The organism is Clostridium sp. YIM B02569, assembly GCF_022320765.1.
Classification (GTDB): domain Bacteria; phylum Bacillota; class Clostridia; order Clostridiales; family Clostridiaceae; genus Clostridium; species Clostridium beijerinckii.
In genome coordinates this window covers 36,161-54,941 of sequence record NZ_JAKJJX010000033.1, presented here as the reverse complement: position 1 = coordinate 54,941, position 18,781 = coordinate 36,161, and the positions used below count along the sequence as shown (strand labels likewise).

Below are 18,781 nucleotides of genomic sequence, written 5' to 3'. Positions count from 1 at the left end.
CCTTACTAATTTTGAGCTGCTGCTCCTCCAACAATTTCAGATATTTCTTGCGTAATCGCACCTTGCCTAATTCTATTAAATTTAAGCTTTAATTTGTCTAATAGATCATCTGCATTCTTTGTTGCTCCGTCCATAGCTGTCATTCTTGTACTTTGTTCACTACATTTCGAACTTAATAAAATGCTTCTGATTTTTCCTTTTAGATAAATATTAAGAGCATCTTCTAATACTATATCTAAATCCGGCTCAATAAGAAATGATCCTGTTGTGCCTTCAGATTTACTTATAGGCAAAATCTTAACTGACTTTGTTTCTTGTTTAACTGATGATATAAAGTCAGAGTATACAATATTAACCTCTGATACATCACCATTTAAATACATTTCAAGAGCTTTATCAAATATTTCTTTTGCTTCGCTTACTGTTGGCACATCTTCAATACCAACATATTCTCCTACTGGTTCTATCTTAATTCTCTTTAAATAACCAAGACCTTTGCTTCCAACTAAAACAATCTTTGCAGTATCCTTTTTATCTTTAATTTGACTTACTAATTGAGATACTACACTACTGTTAAACCCACCGCACAATCCTGAATCTGATGTTATTACTACATATAGTTTATTTTGACTATCATTCCCTTCAAAATAAACATTGCTTCCTTCTTCACCAGCTGTAGTTGCAAGATTTCTTACGACAGGTTCAGTTATATCAATAAACTTATTGTTTACTGCTAACTCATTTTTAGTTTTTCTTAACTTAGAAGTGGCAACAAGTCCCATTGCATTAGTGATTTTTCTTGTATTTTCAACTGATTTAATTCTCTTTTTAATTTCAAGAAGTCCAGCTGCGCCCATTATCTCCACCTCCTAAGAAGGGCATAGCTTAAGAATTTAAGCTATGCTTCTTGTAAAAATATCTTTTTAAACTCAACTATTGCTTCCTCTAACATAGATTTTATTTCATCAGTTAAAGTTTTTCCTGTAATAATTGATTTTTCAATTTCTCTATGATGAGTATCAACATACTCTAAGAATTCTTTTTCGAATCTCTTTATATCGCTAACTTTAATGTCCGATAAGAAATCATTAACAGCTGCATATAATATTATGATTTGCTTTCCAACTTCAAGTGGACTATATTGATCTTGTTTTAATACTTCAACTAATCTCTTACCTTTTTCAAGTCTTCTACTAGAATCGGCATCTAAGTCAGATCCAAATTGTGAAAAGGCTTCTAGCTCTCTATATTGTGCTAGTTCCAATCTTAAAGTACCACTTACCTGTTTCATAGCTTTAATTTGTGCACTACCACCAACTCTTGATACTGATATACCTGCATTTACTGCTGGTCTTTGTCCTGCATTAAATAAATCAGATTCTAAGAATATTTGACCATCAGTGATTGATATAACATTAGTTGGTATGTACGCAGTAACATCTCCGGCTTGAGTTTCTATAATTGGAAGTGCTGTAATTGATCCACCACCTAATTCTTTAGATAGCTTCGCAGCTCTTTCAAGTAATCTTGAATGTATATAGAAAACATCTCCTGGGTAAGCTTCTCTTCCTGGTGGTCTCTTAAGTAATAATGACATTGCTCTATATGCAGTTGCATGTTTTGAAAGATCATCATATATTATTAATACATCTTTACCTTGATGCATAAAATATTCTCCTATAGTACATCCAGAATATGGAGCCATATATTGAAGTGGAGCTGATTCTGAAGCTGTAGCACTTACAACTATACTATAATCCATAGCCCCCATTTCAGTTAATGTATTAAATATATGAGCAACTGTAGATTGCTTTTGACCGATAGCAACATATATACATATAACATCTTTACCCTTTTGGTTTAATATTGTATCTATAGCTATAGCTGTTTTACCTGTTTGTCTGTCTCCAATGATAAGTTCTCTTTGTCCTCTACCTATTGGAATCATTGAATCTATAGCTTTAATTCCAGTTTGTAATGGCTCATTAACAGAACTTCTATCAATTATACCTGCTGCTGGAATTTCGATTGGTCTAGTTTGGCTTGTGCTTATAGGACCCTTACCATCGATTGGTTCTCCTAATGCATTAACAACTCTTCCAACCATTGCTTCGCCTACAGGAACTTCAACAACTCTTCCTGTTCCTTTAACTGTATCGCCTTCTTTTATTCCTTTTTCTTCTCCTAAAAGAACACAACCAACATTATCCTGTTCAAGATTTAAAACCATCCCATATACATTGTTAGGAAATTCTAATAATTCCCCTTGCATACAATTATCTAATCCATAAACTCTTGAAACACCATCTCCAATTTGGATTATAGTACCAGAATCTACTGTTTTAATATCTTTTTCGTATTTCTCTATTTCCTTCTTTATAATAGAAGTTATTTCTTCTGGTTTAATATTCATGGATTCACCTCTATTCTTTCTTAAGCATTAATTCTTTCATTTCTTCTATCTTTGATTTTATAGTTCCATCAATAATATCATTTCCAACTTTAACATAAACTCCGCCTAGAAGACTTTTGTCTATTTTAGTATCAAATATAATATTTTTTTCGTACTTTTTCTCAAATATAGATTTTAATTTTTCTAATTCTTCATCTAAAAGTGGTACAACTGTTTTAACTATACCTCTTATAGTATTTCTTCTTTCTAGATCGATCTTTTCCATTTGATCTAGTATTTCTCTTAACTGAAGAATTCTATCCTTTTCAATCAATATCATCATGAAAGCAAGTAACTCTTCATCAATTTTTCCTTTAAACAAATCAGTAAATAACTGTTTCTTTTTTGCTGTGTTTATTTTAGGATGATTAATTACTTCATAAAACTCTTTATTTTCATCAAATATATCACATATATCTGTTAAGTCACGTAAATATTCATCCACTTTATTATTCTTTTCAGCAATTTCATACAGAGCTAACGCATATCTTTTCTCTAAATACTCCTGCATACTTACATACCTACCTTAGCAATAAAATCGCCAATAAGTTTTCTATGTGTTGCTTCATCTACTTGCTGCTCTAATGCTTTAACTGAAAGCTCTACCGCTAAATCTACTGCTTGTTTTTTAATCTCATATTCTGCTTTTTCTTTTTCTCTTTCAATTTCTAAGTTAGCTCTTTCTTTTATTGAATTTGCTTCAACTTTTGCATTTTGAACAATTTCCTCGTAAAGTTTATCACCTTTTGCTCTTTGAGCTTCAGTGATTTTCTTGCCTTCTTCTTTAGCTGATTGTAAAATTTGTTCATTTTTTACCAAATACATTCTAGCTTTTTCAGCATCTTCATCTGCTTTACTTATCGTTTGATTAACGAGATTTTGTCTTTCTTCAATTATTCCTTTGATTTTATCCCAAAAGAAATGTTTTAAAATCAAGATTATCAGACCAAAATTAATCCAATTGAATATAACCGTTGATACATTTACTTCCATCTTTACTTATATCCTCCCTTCGGAGTCAATGCAATTAACTCATACAAATTTATTATCTGTTCATTAACATAAATGCCATTACTAATCCATATATTGCTGTAGTTTCACAAAGTGCTGCACCTAATATGAAAAATGTCATTACTCTTCCTGATGCTTCTGGTTGTCTTCCTACTGCTTCAACTGCCTTACCAGCTGCAATTCCAATACCTACTCCTGCTCCAATACCAGATAATACAGCTATACCAGCTGCTAGAACTCCTAAACTCATTATGATTCCTCCTAAGATATTAATTAATTTTAATTTTTTAATAATTTTTAAACTTATTCTTCTGCTATTTGTTTAATATTAATCATAGTTAGCATTGTAAATACTATCATTTGAATTAATCCATCAAATAAATCGAAATATGCGTGTAATATTACCGGTATACCAAACTGTGCAAAAATTGATATTGAACTCAATCCACGATACACCAATTCTAATAATATTACTGCCGCAACCATGTTACCAAAAAGTCTTAGCGCCAAAGACATTGGCAAAATAATTCTTTCTATTATGTTTAATGGCAGCATAGGGATAAATGGATGTAACAATCCCTTTCCAAACCCAAGTATTCCATTCTTTCTAATAGCATTTAAATTCACTACTAAAAATGTGGTTATTGCGAAGGATGCTGTTATACTCAAATCACTTGTAGGTGGCTTAAATCCTAATAATCCAAATAGATTTAGTATTAGCAAATAGATCATTAATGTTCCTATATAAGGCAGAAATGATTCATATTCTTCACCCATAGTACCAACCATAAAGTCCCTTATTGTTTGATAGACTTTTTCCGAAGCCGCTTGGGTCTTGCCAGGTTTTAACTTCAAGTTTTTTGTTAATAGAAAAGCACCTATCCCTAAAATTGCGATAACAATCCATTCAATTATTATCCCTGCAGTAATATCTACTGTAACGCCAAAAATTTCAGGTGAAAATATAGGTATCACGGGCTCCACTCTAAACACTTCCTTTCCTATTTTCTTTAATACGAAAAACTATAAGCAGTACATAATGTGAAACAAAGCCTATCATATAATATATTACGTATTTCATATTTCCTAGAAACGGAAATACTGTAGCAATTATAAATGCCATCCTAATAAAATACGTAGGAATTATAATCCACGCTCTATCTTTATCCAAAAACTTTCCAACAATATAACCACTAGCTAGAAAATTTATTAAAGAAACACACATGCCTATCATATAGATTCCTGCATTTATAAAGGTGGAAATTAAGACTATTACTAAAGATATCAATAATCCGCTCCCCAAATCATATTTTACCGTTTGTAGAAGCAGTTTATTCACTTCTTTATTCATACATAACCCCCTTAACCTCAATATCAGTAATTATATCTTTATATTTATCTTTAATAAAACACTATTTTAAAGTAAAATCAGCTTATTTTTACTTTATAATGAATTTATACTGCATATACTCTTAAATGCTCAGCTAATATTGGTTATTTCTTTATTTTTCTCATTTAATGATTTTTTAAAACTTGTTCAATTCACTTTTCTGAATATTCTGTAACATTTATCTACAAAATATTATTTTTGTTAACATTTTCATTACAAATTTTGTCATCAATTTTCAAAAATTTGGTGAAATTTATACTATTTTTAAGTTTTATAAAGCTATACTTACTATTATGTATTTCATATTATTGAATATAGAAATTAATCCTTATTCAATATTTATTTTTTTTCAATCTACAATTACCAAATTTATATGTATTATTTTTTAGCAAATCCTCGCATTAACTATGTTATGAAGTATGTAAAACACCTTAATGAAATATATGATTAAAAATTCTTTCATTTTTTCCACCGGTTTATATATAGTAATTATTTTGATAATATTTTTACCCCTTGTATCAGATAATGAATATACATAATAATTTCATTTTCCACTGGCTCTATCTAATTTAATACATGCATTTCTATTTTCTTCTTTTAACTTTATTTTATACTCTTATTTAATAAAAAAAGGTTACCATGAGAATTATCATAGTAACCTTTTTAAATCTTAATTTATATTAAATTCTTTCAACGATAAGAGCTGTTCCCATTCCGCCACCTATACAAAGTGTAGCTAATCCTTTTTTAGCATCTCTCTTTTCCATTTCATGAAGAAGAGTTACTAATATTCTTGCACCTGATGCTCCAACTGGATGACCTAAAGCAATTGCTCCACCATTTACATTAACTTTTGACATATCGAATTTTAAATCTTTAGCAACTGCTAAGCTTTGAGCAGCAAAAGCTTCATTAGCTTCGATTAAATCTAAATCTTCTACTGTTAAGTTAGCTTTTTCTAAAGCTTTCTTAGTTGCATGGAATGGTCCATATCCCATGATAGCTGGATCTAATCCTTTTGAACCATAAGAAAGTATTTTAGCCATTGGCTTAAGTCCTAATTCTTCTGCTTTTTCTGCACTCATAACAACAAAAGCTGCTGCTCCATCATTAATACCTGATGCATTACCTGCTGTAACAGTACCATCTTTAATAAATGCTGGCTTTAATTTAGCTAAAGCTTCTGCTGTTGTTCCGAATCTTGGGAATTCATCTGTATCAAATACTTTTGGTTCTCCCTTTCTTTGTGGAATAACAACTGGAACTATTTCATCTTTAAATCTTCCAGATTTAATTGCTGCTTCAGCTTTTTGTTGAGATGCAGCTGAGAAAGCATCTTGCTCTTCTCTAGTTAATCCCCATTGTTTAGCAATATTTTCAGCTGTAACTCCCATATGGTAGTTGTTAAAAGCATCCCATAATGCGTCTTTTATCATTGTATCAACTAATTTACCATCGCCCATTCTTTGTCCCCATCTTGCTTTGTCCAATGCATATGGGGCAGCTGACATATTTTCCATACCTCCAGCAACAACAACATCAGCATCTCCTGCTTTAATCATTTGTGCTGCTAAACTAACTGCTCTAAGACCTGATCCACAAACCTTATTAATAGTCATAGCTGAAACTTCTTGTGGTAATCCAGCTTTTATTGTTGATTGTCTTGCGGTATTTTGACCAAGACCAGCTTGAATTACATTACCCATAATAACTTCTTCAATTAATTCAGGTTTTACTCCAGCTCTATTTACGGCTTCTTTAATTACTAAAGCTCCTAAATCTACTGCTGAGACATCTTTTAATGCTCCACCAAAACTACCTAATGCTGTTCTTACTGCACTTACAATAACTACCTCTCTCATGTTTGACCTCCTAAAATTTTATAGATTATTTTATTAACTTTCGTTAAATTATTAACATAACTAAATTATACCTTTTATTATTTCTTTTATCAAGCATAAATTGTTAAAATTTAAACAAACTTTATCTTTTAAATTCTTCTACTTCTCTTGTTGTCAAACCAAAATATTTTAATATAGCATCTGCTATTCTTCTAGATGCAATTCCATCTCCATAAGGATTTATAGATTTACTCATTTTACAATAAGCATCAGGGTTTCTAAGTAACTCGTTTGCCTCTGATACTATTTGATCTATATTAGTTCCAACCAACTTAACGGTGCCTGCCTCTACAGCTTCTGGTCTTTCAGTAACGTCTCTCAACACAAGTACAGGCTTTGCTAAATGTGGCGCTTCCTCTTGCAATCCCCCTGAATCTGTCATAACCATAAACGATTTATTCATCAAATTATGCGTTTCCTTAGTATCTAATGGTGACAGCAAGTGAATTCTTTCTTTTCCTCCAAGTCTCTCATAAACTACATCTTTAACTACAGGATTCAAATGAACTAAGTACACTAATTCTACGTCTTCATTCTGTTCAACTATTTTGTTTAATGCTATACATATATTTTGGATTCCTTCTCCCCAGTTTTCTCTTCTATGAGCAGTGATCATTATTACTTTCTTACTAAAATCAATATTATTTAACTCTTCGTTTTCAAAGATGTAATCATCTTCAACTGTATGTTTCATAGCATCGATTACAGTATTTCCTGTAACATATATATCATTCGCATTTATTCCTTCCCTTAGTAAGTTTTCCTTCGAACCTTTAGTTGGTGCAAAATGTAGATCAGCTAGACTTCCTGTAAGTTTTCTATTCATTTCCTCTGGAAAAGGAAAATACTTATTAAAAGTCCTTAGACCTGCTTCAACATGCCCAACTTTAATTTGCTGATAGAATGCAGCTAAAGAACCTGCAAATGTAGTTGTAGTATCTCCATGAACTAATATCATATCTGGCTTTTCTTCTTTAAAAACTTCCTCTAACCCTTCTAAAACTCTACTCGTAATTCCTGTTAAAGTCTGTTTTGTCTTCATTATATTTAAATCAAAATCAGGTTTTATATCAAATAATTCCAAAACTTGATCTAACATTTCTCTGTGTTGAGCTGTCACGCAAACTTTCGATTCAATCTCTTCTCTTCTTTCTAATTCCTTTACTAAAGGTGCCATTTTTATAGCCTCAGGTCTAGTTCCAAAAATCGTAATAATTTTCTTTGTACTCAAATTATTTCCTCCTATATTTAAGCAATTATAGATTTTTCTCATTCTATTTCTAAGTACTGTCTTTATGTATATTTAAAATCAAGTTAAACTTAATTCAGGCGTAGTTTAGTCTCCATCTGAATCTTAGTTGAAACTTATCCAGCGCCGTGCAGTCGTTATCTCCTCATTAAAGAAAAAAGCGTATTACGCATACTATCTATCTGGTAAAGTTTATACTTTAAAAATAAATCCAACTCGCAATGCTTGTTGGATTTATTCAAATATGCAAATTCTAAAAAATTAATACCCTGCGTCTTTTACTATTCTTAGAGAGTCATCGTCTTCTATCCATGAATCTACACTTATTTCTCTATACTCCTGCTTTGAATCCCTTATAATAACATTAGAAATTCCGGCATTAATTATCAATCTCTTACACATGGAGCAAGAGTTTGCATCCCTTACATATTCTCTTGTTTTTGCATCTCGTCCTACCAAATATAATGTAGCTCCAATCATATCTCTTCTAGAAGCGCTTATTATTGCATTAGCTTCACTATGTACACTCCTGCACAACTCATAATGAGTACCTCTTGGAACTTTCAACTTTTCTCTTATGCAACTATTCAAGTCCATGCAATTTTTTCTACCTCTAGGTGCTCCTGTGTATCCAGTAGAAATTATTTCATCATTTTTAACAATTATAGAACCATAGTTTCTCCTTAGACAAGTTCCTCTCTCTAAAACTGTTTCAGCAATATCCAAGTAATAATTTTTCTTATCTCGTCTCTCCATTTTCTATATTCCCCCCAGTAAAATTATCTTGGGTCATTCAGAAACTTATGTAGATAGCTTTTAATTCTAATAAATTACTAATTACTTAGTACCAAATAATCTATCTCCAGCATCACCAAGACCTGGAACAATATATCCATGTTCATTTAATTTTTCATCAATTGATGCTAAGTATATATCAACATCATCATGTGCTTTTTTAATAGCTTCTATACCTTCTGGTGCTCCAACCAAGCACATTAATTTTAAATTTTTTGCCCCTCTATTTTTTAACATAGTTAAAGCATCTATTGCAGATCCACCTGTAGCAAGCATTGGATCAACTACTATAATATCTCTTTCTGCAATATCTTGTGGCATTTTACAAAAATATTCAACTGGTTGAAGTGTTTTCTCATCTCTATATAATCCAATATGTCCAACCTTAGCTGCCGGTATTAAATTAAGTACTCCATCAACCATTCCAAGACCAGCTCTTAAAATAGGAACTACAGCCATTTTCTTTCCTGAAAGCATTTTACATTTAGTAACTGCTACTGGTGTTTTCACTTCTACTTCTTCCGTATTTAAATCTCGTGTGACTTCATACGCCATTAACATTGAGATTTCTTCTACTAATTTTCTAAAATCCTTTGAACCTGTTTTTTCATCTCTTAAGATTGCCAACTTATGTAATATTAGTGGATGATTTATTTCTATAACTTTGCTCATTATTATTCCTCCAAGTTTGCTTTTAGTATTTATAGCCCTTTATATTTATATACCCCATTTAGCTTTCTAATAATATAAATTAATATTGTTGCAGCATAGCTGCTTTTTTCTAATCTAAATGATCTTGGTTGCAACATAGCTGCTTTTTTCTAATTTAAATGATCTTGGTTGCAGCATAGCTGCTTTTTTCTAATGTGTATACTTTTTTTCAATATCTGAAATCTTATCTATTCTTTTTTGGTGCCTATCTCCTTCAAATTTAGCCGATATAAATGTTTTTACTATATCTAAAGCAAGACCTGCTCCAACAACTCTTTGCCCCATAGTTAATATATTAGCATTATTGTGTTCTCTTGTTGCATGGGCACTAAATGTATCTGAACATAGTGCTGCTCTAATCCCTGGTACCTTATTGGCCGCAATACCAATTCCTATTCCTGTACCACATATTAATATACCAAACTCATATTCCTTTGCAGCAACCGCTTCTGCTACTGGTAATGCAATATCCGGATAATCGCAAGAACCTGTTGAATATGTACCAAAATCCTTAACCTCATACTTTTCACTTTCCAAAAACTTTATGATTTCATTTTTAAGTTCAAATCCACCATGATCGCATCCAATTGCAATTTTCATAATTAAATCATCTCCTAATTTATTTTGTGATTTTTCAACATGTATAATTATTATACATTTATAATATCAAATCCAGCAGCTTTATTTAATCTATTCATAATAGCTACCCCTACACCTTTTTCTTCATATCCTTCTGCAAAAACCAAATCCGCTCCTAGGTCATCACACTTTCTCAATGCTTCAAATAAACTTCTAGCAACTGTTGATAAATTACTTAGACTACCTAATACTATACTAGTTCCTTCTGTATATTCATCAACATTTTCTTCAACAGTGAGGATACATATTTTTTTACCTTTTTCTATATTATAGTGTACCATTTCACGGATTTTTTCAATAGTTTTTTTTCTTTCCCCAGAAATTATTGTAACTTTAGCATTTGGTGCATAATGCTTATATTTCATTCCAGGAGCCTTTGGCTTTAAGTTTTCACTTGGTTTTTCCATTATAGCTTTATCTATTTCAATTCTTGGGTCAACTTCTCTAAGCATCTCTAATGTAATACCACCTGGTCGTAAGACTATAGGTGGTACTACTGTGCAATCCACTATAGTAGATTCAACACCTATGTCACTCTGATCTCCTCCAAGAATATAATCAACCTTCCCATCAAGATCCTCTATGCACCTCTGAAAATCTGTTGGACTTGGTCTCCCACTTATATTAGCAGAAGGCGCTGCTATAGCTGTCTGAGATAATTCAATGAGTTTTCTAGCTATTTCATTATCAGGCATTCTTATTCCGATAGAGTTTAAATTAGCACTTGTTACATTAGGTATTATATCTTTCTTACTCAAAATTATTGTGAGTGGTCCTGGCCAAAATCTATTTATAAGTTCATCAGCTACTTTTGGTATTTCTTTTGCATATAGATCAAGCTTCTTCGACGAAACATGAATTATGAGTGGATTATCTTGCGGTCTTCCTTTGGCCTTAAATATTTTTTCTACCGCTTCTTCATTAAGTGCATCTGCACCCAATCCATAAACTGTCTCCGTAGGAAAAACTACAGTACCGCCATTTTTTATACATTCAGCAGCTTCCCTGATTTTCTCTTCATCCTCACTAACATTTTTGATCATACTAATTTTAGTTTTCAAACATATTACCTTCTTCCCCTAATTCTAAACTTATTGTTTATAAAAAATTCCTGATTAAACTATAAGCTGGCCTCTTGATATTTTTATATTTTGTATACTTTCATCAGTGTAAATAGCTTTAACACAATTTCTATATATTGAATCTAATAATAAATACTTCTTTAGTCCACCTCTTTTTATTACTTGAAAATAATACTCTTTCTGAGAATTTAATTGTTTTATAGAATTATAATCTTCGATAATTTGTGGATACCTTCTTAAGAACCCATCATCAACAGGTCTCAATCCCTTATTTTTAAAAACAACATTTGTTATTAAAACTATTTCTAAATCATAGTCAGATTTATTTGTATGTACCAGTACAACTTTATCACATATAATTAAATATTCTTTAATGGAAATACCGACCTTGAAAATCAACCTATTATTTAAGCACCTATATTCAACAATATAGGCATTCATCTTAATTATAATAGCTATAACTATTAAAAATTCTATAAAAATCACATAACTAATATAAAAAATAGTAGTTAATCCGGTTACTATTAGAACTGTTGGAAGAAAAAACGCAATAATAACCATGGTAATTAAGAAAATTTTTAAATGTAATCGCTCTTTTTTTACAGCCTTATATATATCCATAATCAATCTCCAATGTACTTTTAAAGCCCTACATATATAAAATGCAAGGCTTTGCTTTATAGTTATTACATTTGTGTGTTTCCCATTAATTTCATCTTTTCAGCTTGGTCAGCTGTAATAAGCGCATTTATCATTTCATCAATATCTCCACCCAAAAATGTATCTAACTTATATAAAGTTAGTCCTATTCTGTGGTCTGTAATTCTTCCTTGAGGATAATTATATGTTCTAATTCTTTCACTTCTATCCCCAGTTCCAACTTGGCTCTTTCTGTCTTCTGCTATTCCTTGTGCTCTTTCTCTTTCTGCCTGCTCATATAATCTTGATTTTAAAACTTTCATAGCTTTTTCTTTATTTTTTAATTGTGACTTTTCATCTTGACATGAAACTACAAGCCCTGTAGGCAAGTGAGTAATTCTTACAGCCGAGTCTGTAGTATTAACGCACTGTCCTCCATTTCCTGAAGCTCTAAATACGTCTATTCTAACATCTTTATCTGCAACTTCTATTTCAACATCATCAACTTCTGGTAGCACTGCTACTGTAGCTGTTGACGTATGAATCCTTCCACTTGATTCAGTATCTGGTACTCTTTGAACTCTATGAACTCCACTTTCATATTTTAATTTAGAATAAGCTCCATTACCTTTTATCATAAAAACAACTTCTTTAAAACCACCAAGATCTGTTTCATTCAAACTCATGATTTCTACGCCCCATCGTTGAGTTTCAGCATATCTTGTATACATTCTAAATAAATTGTATGCAAATAGTGCAGCTTCTTCGCCACCTGCACCCCCTCTGATTTCAACAAATACGTTCTTATCATCATTAGGATCTTTTGGTAATAATAAAATTTGTATTTCTGTTTCTAGTTGTTCTTCTCTATTTGTGAGATCAGTTATTTCTTCATTTAACATTTCTCTCATCTCTTTATCGCTTTCACCGCTTAACATTTCTTTGTTAGCTTTTAAATCTTCAACTACTTTCTTATATTCCCTATAGCTATTAACTATAACTTCTAAGTCAGCATGTTCCTTACATAGTTTTCTCCATTCATTCTGATTCTGCATAATTGATGGATCACTTATTTTTACTGATAATTCATCATATTTGTTTTCTATAAATTCTAATTTATCTAATAACATTTGATCACTCCGTACTTCTTTTTTCACATTTCTACATTATATCATATTTTAATTACTTAACCAACTAACCTCATTTATAAACTATACATCCTATGACTTCTTAACTCGTTCTTATATCTAAAAGATCTGTTTCAATTAAATTTTAATTCCAACTGCCACCCTATCAAGGCTAGCAAAATCTTTAACAATTTTCACATTAGTAAAACCGTTATTTTCCATTAATAGTTTCACCGCTTCTCCTTGATTATATCCTATTTCAAATGCTAATATCCCACTTTCTCTCAATGTATATTGGCTTTGGTCAATTATTTTTCTATAAAAATCTAATCCGTCATTTCCACCATTTAATGCAGTGTGCGGTTCATAATTCTTTACATCCTCCATTAATTTCCCAATTTCACATTCCTCAATATACGGAGGATTTGATACTATAATGTCATATATTTTATTATTTTTTATCGACTCTTCTAGCAAATCACTTTTTATAAAGAAAACTCTATCTTCTAACTTATTTTTCTCTATATTAATTAGTGATACTTTTTCCGGAATAGGATAATAGTCTATTAAATCAACTTTTATATTTTGCCTAAAATGTGCTAATGATATACCAACTGCACCAGATCCAGAACACAAATCGCATATTTGCATTTCTTGATTTTCTTCTATAATTTTAAGAACTTCATCTACAAGTATCTCTGTATCCCCTCTTGGTATTAAAACACCTTCTTCAACATAAAATTCGATACCCATAAATTCACATTTATTTAGAATATATTTTACTGGCATTTTATTTCTACGTTTTTCAATCAAATCAAAATATTTTTCAGCATCTTCCTTACTTACTTCATCTTCTTTATGTGTAATTAAGTAAACCCTATCTTTCTCAATAATATTTCCTAACAATAGCTCTGCATCTAACCTAGCAGTATCTATGCCATTTTCTTTTAATGTAAATGTACCTGTTTTTATCAGCTCTTCAATATTTTTATTTGGATCTTTTATTCCTTCTGCTGCTTTCAACGATGCAATAGCCACTTCAATTTGGGAATCATCTGGTTCTTTAGTTGTTAACAGTTGTAACTTAAGACCAGGATACGCTATTATTTGAGCTAGCATACTGTCATTTTTACCAAGCCATTTTATTATCTCATAACTAATCCCTGTAACTACTGGTATAAGAATAATTCTAAGAGCTAACCTTTCTATGATTCCACCCCACCCAGTGAAAGAAAACACTATAATACTAACAAACATTACCAAAAACAAAAAGTTAGTACCACATCTTGGATGTAATCTTGATTGTTTTCTAACGTTCTCTACAGTTAATTCTTCCATAGCTTCATAACAGAATATAGTCTTATGTTCAGCTCCGTGGTATTGAAACACTCTATATATATCGTTAAGTTTGCTTATAGAAAACATATAAAGCAAGAGAATCACTATTCTTATAAGAGCTTCGACCAGGTTCAGCATTACATTTGAAATACCTGCACCTTTGAAAACTGATGCTATGCCTGTTGGCAATGCAACAAAAAGTCCTATGGCAAAAAGAAAAGAAATAAACATAGTTATTGCCATTAATACACTATTAGCCTTTTCTCCCAGTTTGTCATCTAACCATTTTTCAAATTTAGAAGGTTCTTCATTATCTTCTTCCAAAAATGATGCTGAGTAGTTTAATGATTCCATTCCAACCTTCATTGATTCTACTAGTACGAAAAAACCTCTAAGAAAAGGTATATTTAAAATCGGATATTTTTTTGTCACTGGTCTATTATCTTTAAAATCTATTTCTATATTACCTTTGGGAGTTCTAACAGCAGTCGCAAGATTTTTACTTCCTCTCATCATAACACCTTCTATGACAGCTTGCCCTCCAACATCACGTCTTTCCATTTATAAAAATCACTTACTCTCCTAATTAATTTTCTTTGTATTTATAGTAGCACTCTCCACACAATGACTCATATTCAACATTATCTTCATCATCAATTGCGATTTGTTCTCCCTCAAATACAAATTTATTATTTATTTTTCTTCCATTAAACACAGCTTTCCTACCGCATGCACAGATTGTTTTCATTTCTTCAATACTATGAGCCAACAATAACAATCTTGTACTACCTTCAAATCCATTTCTTTTAAAATCAGTTCTTAGACCATAACATATTATAGGTATATTAATCTTTACAGCAATTTCAAACAACTGATCTATTTGTGACTCTCTTAAAAATTGAACTTCGTCTACTAGTATACAGTCTATTTTATTATTTTCTTTTATATAGTTACTGATTATTTGAAAGATATCATCCTGATCTGAAACTAATAAATCTACCCGCCTATTTACTCCTAACCTAGATACAAGTGTGTCTCCACCTTTATTATCAATTCTAGGTTTAATAATTACCACCTTCATACCACGTTCTTCATAATTATAAGCAACTTGCATTAAATGAGTTGATTTTCCAGAATTCATGGCCCCATATCTAAAATATAATTTACTCATCTGTAAAATACTCTCCTTATTTAAGGTATCATAATCGATTATATCATTTAATAGTGATCATAAAAAGACATTTTTATATTATTTACATGCATAGATTTATTATTGACGCTAAAATTGTACTATGATATAATATGGTGGTTGTTATTGAATAATTAACATAGTTTATATAATTGAAAGAGGTGAAAAATAATGAGAGAAGGCATACATCCAGAATACCACCACAATACAGTGGTTAAGTGTGCATGTGGAAACACTTTCACTACTGGTTCTGTTAAAGAAGAACTAAAAGTTGAAATATGCTCTAAATGCCACCCATTCTTCACTGGTAAACAAAAAATTGTTGACGTTGGTGGAAGAGTTGATAAATTCAACAAGAGATTCAACATTGGCAGCAAGTAATAACTTTATGAGGAAAGACGATGTCTTTCCTTTTTTATTCATATTTCTAATATATTAGAAATATATATTTTACTGCAATTGTTTGCAAACTTATACATACTTAAAATTTAAATAACTAAATTTTAATATATTAGCGTATATAATTTAATATTTAAATTATATACTATACATGGTAAACTATGTAATATAATAATGTTGAAATGAGTGACTTTCATGAAAAAAGTTTTAATCTTAACAACATCTACAGGACAGGGACATAATCAAGCTGCTGCTTCGGTAGAGGAATCATTTAATAATTCTGGTTATGAGATTACAAAGCTTGATTTTTTAGCCAAGAATAGCAAGCTTCTTAACGATATAATTGTAATTGGATATGAGTTTTCGGCATCGAAGTTTCCAAAAACTTATGGTTTCTTTTACAAACTAACTGACACAAATCTAACTAATAAACTATTAAAACTCATCTTCTTTATGGCAAGAAAGAAGGTTTCGAAACTTATAAACAAAATACAACCAGATGTCATCATAGCTACCCATTCAATTAATATTAGCGTGATTTCAGATCTAAAAAAGAATGGATTAGATATACCTTTTATTTTAGTAGTTACAGATTTTAAGGCTCATTATCTATATGTGGATTCTTACGTTGATGCTTATATAACCGGAAGTAACTATACAAAAAAATCTCTAGTAGATAGAGGCATTAATCCCAATAAAATTTATCCAATAGGCATACCTATAAGTAGTAAATTTTATACTGAAGTTACATCAGCAAACGATTTAAAAGATGATGAATATTTTAATTTATTGCTGATGGGAGGAAGTCTTGGGTTAACTACTATTTTTACAGTTCTTAAAGAATTGTTAAAAAATCCACACAAGTTAAGAATCACAGTAGTTTGTGGCAAAAATGATAACTTAAAAAATAGATTAATTAGTTATTGCAAGGAAAATAAATTTGAAAATAAAAAGCTTCATATATTAGGCTTCACAAAAGATATCTCTTATTTAATGGATTATTGTGATATCCTAATATCAAAACCTGGTGGATTAACTGTTACAGAATCTATAGTAAAGAACATTCCATTAATAATTCCATTTGCCATACCAGGTCAAGAAAATGAAAATATAGATTTTCTGACTAGCGAAGGTTATTCAATATATGTAAAAGACTTAAGCAAGCTAAATGATAAAATAAATCATTTAATAAATAACCCCAATGAGCTATCTAAAATTAAACTAAAGCTCAAAGAGTTATCATCAACTTATTCTTTAACTAAAATAGTCGATATAGCAGATGATTTAATTTCAAAAAAATAAAAGATGGCCACTAGAATAAAATGGTCATCTTTTTTTGTTATCTATTGAATTTTTTTCTGGAATACATCTATAAATTCTTTATTGTTGCCAGTTTTAGATAACATATTAATTAAATTCTCTGTAATATCATCTGAGTTTCCATCTCTATACATCTTTTTCCTTATGGAGAATGCTACTTCTAATTCTTCTTTAGATAAAATTAAATCTTCTTTTCTTGTTCCAGACTTATAGATATCTATAGCTGGGAAGATCCTTCTCTCTTGTAGTCGTCTATCTAAATGAACTTCCATATTACCTGTTCCTTTAAATTCTTCGAATATCATATCATCCATTCTTGACCCTGTTTCAATTAGTGCGGTAGCTAATATTGTTAAACTTCCACCCTCTTCAATTTTTCTTGCTGCTCCAAAAAACTTTTTAGGCATTATAAGTGCACCTGGATCAAGCCCACCTGATAATGTCCTTCCTGTAGGAGTTATTGTCAAATTGTATGCTCTTGATAATCTAGTTATACTATCCATAAGAATAACAACATCTTTTCCTTGCTCAACCATTCTCTTAGCCCTTTCTAATACCATTTGGGCTACCTTTGCATGGTTTTGCGGTTCCTCATCAAAAGTTGAATAAACTACATCTCCATTAATAGACCTCTTCATATCTGTAACTTCTTCTGGTCTTTCATCTATAAGCAAAACAATAAGCTTTACATCAGGATAATTTTTAGATATATTTTGAGCAATCTTTTTTAATAGCGTAGTTTTCCCTGCCTTTGGTGGAGCAACTATAATTCCTCTTTGTCCTTTTCCTATTGGGCATATTATATCCATGAGTCTCGATGATAAATCATTACTATCAGAGGTTTCTAATTTTAATCTTTCTTTTGGATATATTGGTGTTAATGTTTCAAAGGATTTTCTTCCTATAGCTTTTTCCGGATGCTCTCCATTAACTTTTTGAACAAATAATAAAGCTTTAAACTTCTCAGTCTCCTTTGCTTCTCTTACTTTACCTTCAACTTCATCTCCTGTTCTTAAATTGAATCTTCTAATCTGAGATGGAGATACATAAACATCTTCGCTACTAGTTAAATAGTTTTTACATCTTAGGAAACCAAAACTATTATTTTCAAGTATTTCTAAAATCCCATTTGCAACGTTGGATTCATTTATCATTTCTTTTAAATTTTCTTTCTTTTCCACATTCCCAATTTCATTTGTTCTAGATTTTACTTCTGAATCATTGCTTTCTTTATTCGACTCAGTATTATTACTTCTAGGCATAACACTTCTAGTCTCTTCTACATTCTTAGGTGCTATATTTTCTCTTAATATAACACCATTCTTTTCTATAAAGTTACTAGGAACTTTCAATATTTCTTCTATTAACTCATTCTTTTTATATTTAGATATATTTTTCACACCTAAATCTTTAGCAATATCTTTTAACTTTGTTAAAGTCATGCTTTCATATTCTTTTTTTGTCAAGTTCGCACCTCCAATTTATAGATATGAATCTATAAAATCAATTCTTTTATAATTTTAGTTATATTTTATATTG

At 30.7% G+C, this 18,781-nt stretch carries 20 protein-coding genes; 2 read left to right on the top strand and 18 right to left on the bottom strand.

The annotated features are described in order from the left end of the window. Positions 1 to 5: 5 nt before the first annotated feature. From atpG to L3B96_RS23605, 17 genes are all read right to left on the bottom strand, one after another. A complete protein-coding gene (gene atpG / locus L3B96_RS23685; protein WP_011967766.1) occupies positions 6 to 857 on the bottom strand; it encodes an ATP synthase F1 subunit gamma in 852 nt (283 codons plus the stop codon). Positions 858 to 898: 41 nt separating this feature from the next. Next, entirely contained in the window at positions 899 to 2,413 is a 1,515-nt protein-coding gene (gene atpA / locus L3B96_RS23680) for a F0F1 ATP synthase subunit alpha (RefSeq protein WP_017209884.1), read from the bottom strand. Between the two features lie 10 nt (positions 2,414 to 2,423). After that, entirely contained in the window at positions 2,424 to 2,963 is a 540-nt protein-coding gene (locus L3B96_RS23675; protein ID WP_238948724.1) for a F0F1 ATP synthase subunit delta, read from the bottom strand. Positions 2,964 to 2,965: 2 nt separating this feature from the next. Then, entirely contained in the window at positions 2,966 to 3,445 is a 480-nt protein-coding gene (locus L3B96_RS23670; protein ID WP_017209886.1) for a F0F1 ATP synthase subunit B, read from the bottom strand. Positions 3,446 to 3,497: 52 nt separating this feature from the next. Beyond that, on the bottom strand, positions 3,498 to 3,713 hold the full coding sequence (gene atpE / locus L3B96_RS23665) for an ATP synthase F0 subunit C (RefSeq protein WP_017209887.1): 216 nt from the start codon (positions 3,711 to 3,713) through the stop codon (positions 3,498 to 3,500). Positions 3,714 to 3,766: 53 nt separating this feature from the next. Then, positions 3,767 to 4,447, bottom strand: coding sequence for a F0F1 ATP synthase subunit A (locus L3B96_RS23660; RefSeq protein ID WP_026015709.1), 681 nt, complete (start codon positions 4,445 to 4,447; stop codon positions 3,767 to 3,769). Position 4,448: 1 nt separating this feature from the next. Next, the gene (locus L3B96_RS23655; RefSeq protein WP_238899723.1) at positions 4,449 to 4,814 is read right to left on the bottom strand and encodes a hypothetical protein; all 366 of its coding nucleotides are present in this window, start codon (positions 4,812 to 4,814) and stop codon (positions 4,449 to 4,451) included. A gap of 719 nt (positions 4,815 to 5,533) precedes the next feature. After that, positions 5,534 to 6,715 carry an acetyl-CoA C-acetyltransferase gene (locus L3B96_RS23650; protein WP_238899724.1) on the bottom strand — a complete coding sequence of 394 codons (1,182 nt, stop codon included), beginning with the start codon at positions 6,713 to 6,715 and terminating at the stop codon, positions 5,534 to 5,536. 121 nt (positions 6,716 to 6,836) lie between these two features. Beyond that, entirely contained in the window at positions 6,837 to 7,985 is a 1,149-nt protein-coding gene (wecB, locus tag L3B96_RS23645; RefSeq protein WP_275297341.1) for a UDP-N-acetylglucosamine 2-epimerase (non-hydrolyzing), read from the bottom strand. A 279-nt stretch (positions 7,986 to 8,264) separates the two neighbouring features. Further along, a complete protein-coding gene (locus L3B96_RS23640; RefSeq protein ID WP_011967758.1) occupies positions 8,265 to 8,759 on the bottom strand; it encodes a deaminase in 495 nt (164 codons plus the stop codon). A gap of 81 nt (positions 8,760 to 8,840) precedes the next feature. After that, positions 8,841 to 9,470, bottom strand: a complete 630-nt coding sequence (gene upp, locus L3B96_RS23635; protein ID WP_011967757.1) for a uracil phosphoribosyltransferase — start codon at positions 9,468 to 9,470, stop codon at positions 8,841 to 8,843. A gap of 189 nt (positions 9,471 to 9,659) precedes the next feature. Continuing rightward, complete coding sequence (gene rpiB, locus L3B96_RS23630) at positions 9,660 to 10,109, bottom strand: ribose 5-phosphate isomerase B (RefSeq protein WP_078115791.1); 450 nt, start codon at positions 10,107 to 10,109, stop codon at positions 9,660 to 9,662. A gap of 50 nt (positions 10,110 to 10,159) precedes the next feature. Next, positions 10,160 to 11,209 carry an L-threonylcarbamoyladenylate synthase gene (locus L3B96_RS23625; protein WP_238948723.1) on the bottom strand — a complete coding sequence of 350 codons (1,050 nt, stop codon included), beginning with the start codon at positions 11,207 to 11,209 and terminating at the stop codon, positions 10,160 to 10,162. Between the two features lie 54 nt (positions 11,210 to 11,263). Beyond that, complete coding sequence (locus L3B96_RS23620) at positions 11,264 to 11,851, bottom strand: hypothetical protein (protein ID WP_238899727.1); 588 nt, start codon at positions 11,849 to 11,851, stop codon at positions 11,264 to 11,266. Between the two features lie 65 nt (positions 11,852 to 11,916). After that, positions 11,917 to 12,999 carry a peptide chain release factor 1 gene (gene prfA, locus L3B96_RS23615; RefSeq protein ID WP_011967753.1) on the bottom strand — a complete coding sequence of 361 codons (1,083 nt, stop codon included), beginning with the start codon at positions 12,997 to 12,999 and terminating at the stop codon, positions 11,917 to 11,919. Between the two features lie 135 nt (positions 13,000 to 13,134). Next, complete coding sequence (gene prmC / locus L3B96_RS23610) at positions 13,135 to 14,895, bottom strand: peptide chain release factor N(5)-glutamine methyltransferase (RefSeq protein ID WP_238948722.1); 1,761 nt, start codon at positions 14,893 to 14,895, stop codon at positions 13,135 to 13,137. A 25-nt stretch (positions 14,896 to 14,920) separates the two neighbouring features. Next, the gene (locus L3B96_RS23605; protein WP_011967751.1) at positions 14,921 to 15,505 is read right to left on the bottom strand and encodes a thymidine kinase; all 585 of its coding nucleotides are present in this window, start codon (positions 15,503 to 15,505) and stop codon (positions 14,921 to 14,923) included. A gap of 189 nt (positions 15,506 to 15,694) precedes the next feature. Here L3B96_RS23605 and rpmE point away from each other — a divergent pair, with 189 nt between their 5' ends. After that, positions 15,695 to 15,904, top strand: a complete 210-nt coding sequence (gene rpmE / locus L3B96_RS23600; protein ID WP_011967750.1) for a 50S ribosomal protein L31 — start codon at positions 15,695 to 15,697, stop codon at positions 15,902 to 15,904. Between the two features lie 213 nt (positions 15,905 to 16,117). Further along, the gene (locus L3B96_RS23595) at positions 16,118 to 17,224 is read left to right on the top strand and encodes a glycosyltransferase (protein ID WP_236895699.1); all 1,107 of its coding nucleotides are present in this window, start codon (positions 16,118 to 16,120) and stop codon (positions 17,222 to 17,224) included. A gap of 41 nt (positions 17,225 to 17,265) precedes the next feature. Here L3B96_RS23595 and rho read toward each other — a convergent pair whose 3' ends face one another. Continuing rightward, positions 17,266 to 18,708, bottom strand: coding sequence for a transcription termination factor Rho (rho, locus tag L3B96_RS23590; RefSeq protein WP_017209897.1), 1,443 nt, complete (start codon positions 18,706 to 18,708; stop codon positions 17,266 to 17,268). Positions 18,709 to 18,781 lie beyond the last annotated feature (73 nt).

Coding starts and splice junctions, on each gene's coding strand:
- prfA (WP_011967753.1), bottom strand. CDS start 12,999: ATGTTATTAGATAAATTAGAATTTATAGAAAACAAATATGATGAATTA.
- rpmE (WP_011967750.1), top strand. CDS start 15,695: ATGAGAGAAGGCATACATCCAGAATACCACCACAATACAGTGGTTAAG.
- L3B96_RS23670 (WP_017209886.1), bottom strand. CDS start 3,445: ATGGAAGTAAATGTATCAACGGTTATATTCAATTGGATTAATTTTGGT.
- L3B96_RS23650 (WP_238899724.1), bottom strand. CDS start 6,715: ATGAGAGAGGTAGTTATTGTAAGTGCAGTAAGAACAGCATTAGGTAGT.
- prmC (WP_238948722.1), bottom strand. CDS start 14,895: ATGGAAAGACGTGATGTTGGAGGGCAAGCTGTCATAGAAGGTGTTATG.
- L3B96_RS23640 (WP_011967758.1), bottom strand. CDS start 8,759: ATGGAGAGACGAGATAAGAAAAATTATTACTTGGATATTGCTGAAACA.
- L3B96_RS23605 (WP_011967751.1), bottom strand. CDS start 15,505: ATGAGTAAATTATATTTTAGATATGGGGCCATGAATTCTGGAAAATCA.
- L3B96_RS23595 (WP_236895699.1), top strand. CDS start 16,118: ATGAAAAAAGTTTTAATCTTAACAACATCTACAGGACAGGGACATAAT.
- rpiB (WP_078115791.1), bottom strand. CDS start 10,109: ATGAAAATTGCAATTGGATGCGATCATGGTGGATTTGAACTTAAAAAT.
- atpE (WP_017209887.1), bottom strand. CDS start 3,713: ATGAGTTTAGGAGTTCTAGCAGCTGGTATAGCTGTATTATCTGGTATT.
- atpA (WP_017209884.1), bottom strand. CDS start 2,413: ATGAATATTAAACCAGAAGAAATAACTTCTATTATAAAGAAGGAAATA.
- L3B96_RS23675 (WP_238948724.1), bottom strand. CDS start 2,963: ATGCAGGAGTATTTAGAGAAAAGATATGCGTTAGCTCTGTATGAAATT.
- atpG (WP_011967766.1), bottom strand. CDS start 857: ATGGGCGCAGCTGGACTTCTTGAAATTAAAAAGAGAATTAAATCAGTT.
- L3B96_RS23620 (WP_238899727.1), bottom strand. CDS start 11,851: ATGGATATATATAAGGCTGTAAAAAAAGAGCGATTACATTTAAAAATT.
- upp (WP_011967757.1), bottom strand. CDS start 9,470: ATGAGCAAAGTTATAGAAATAAATCATCCACTAATATTACATAAGTTG.
- L3B96_RS23655 (WP_238899723.1), bottom strand. CDS start 4,814: ATGAATAAAGAAGTGAATAAACTGCTTCTACAAACGGTAAAATATGAT.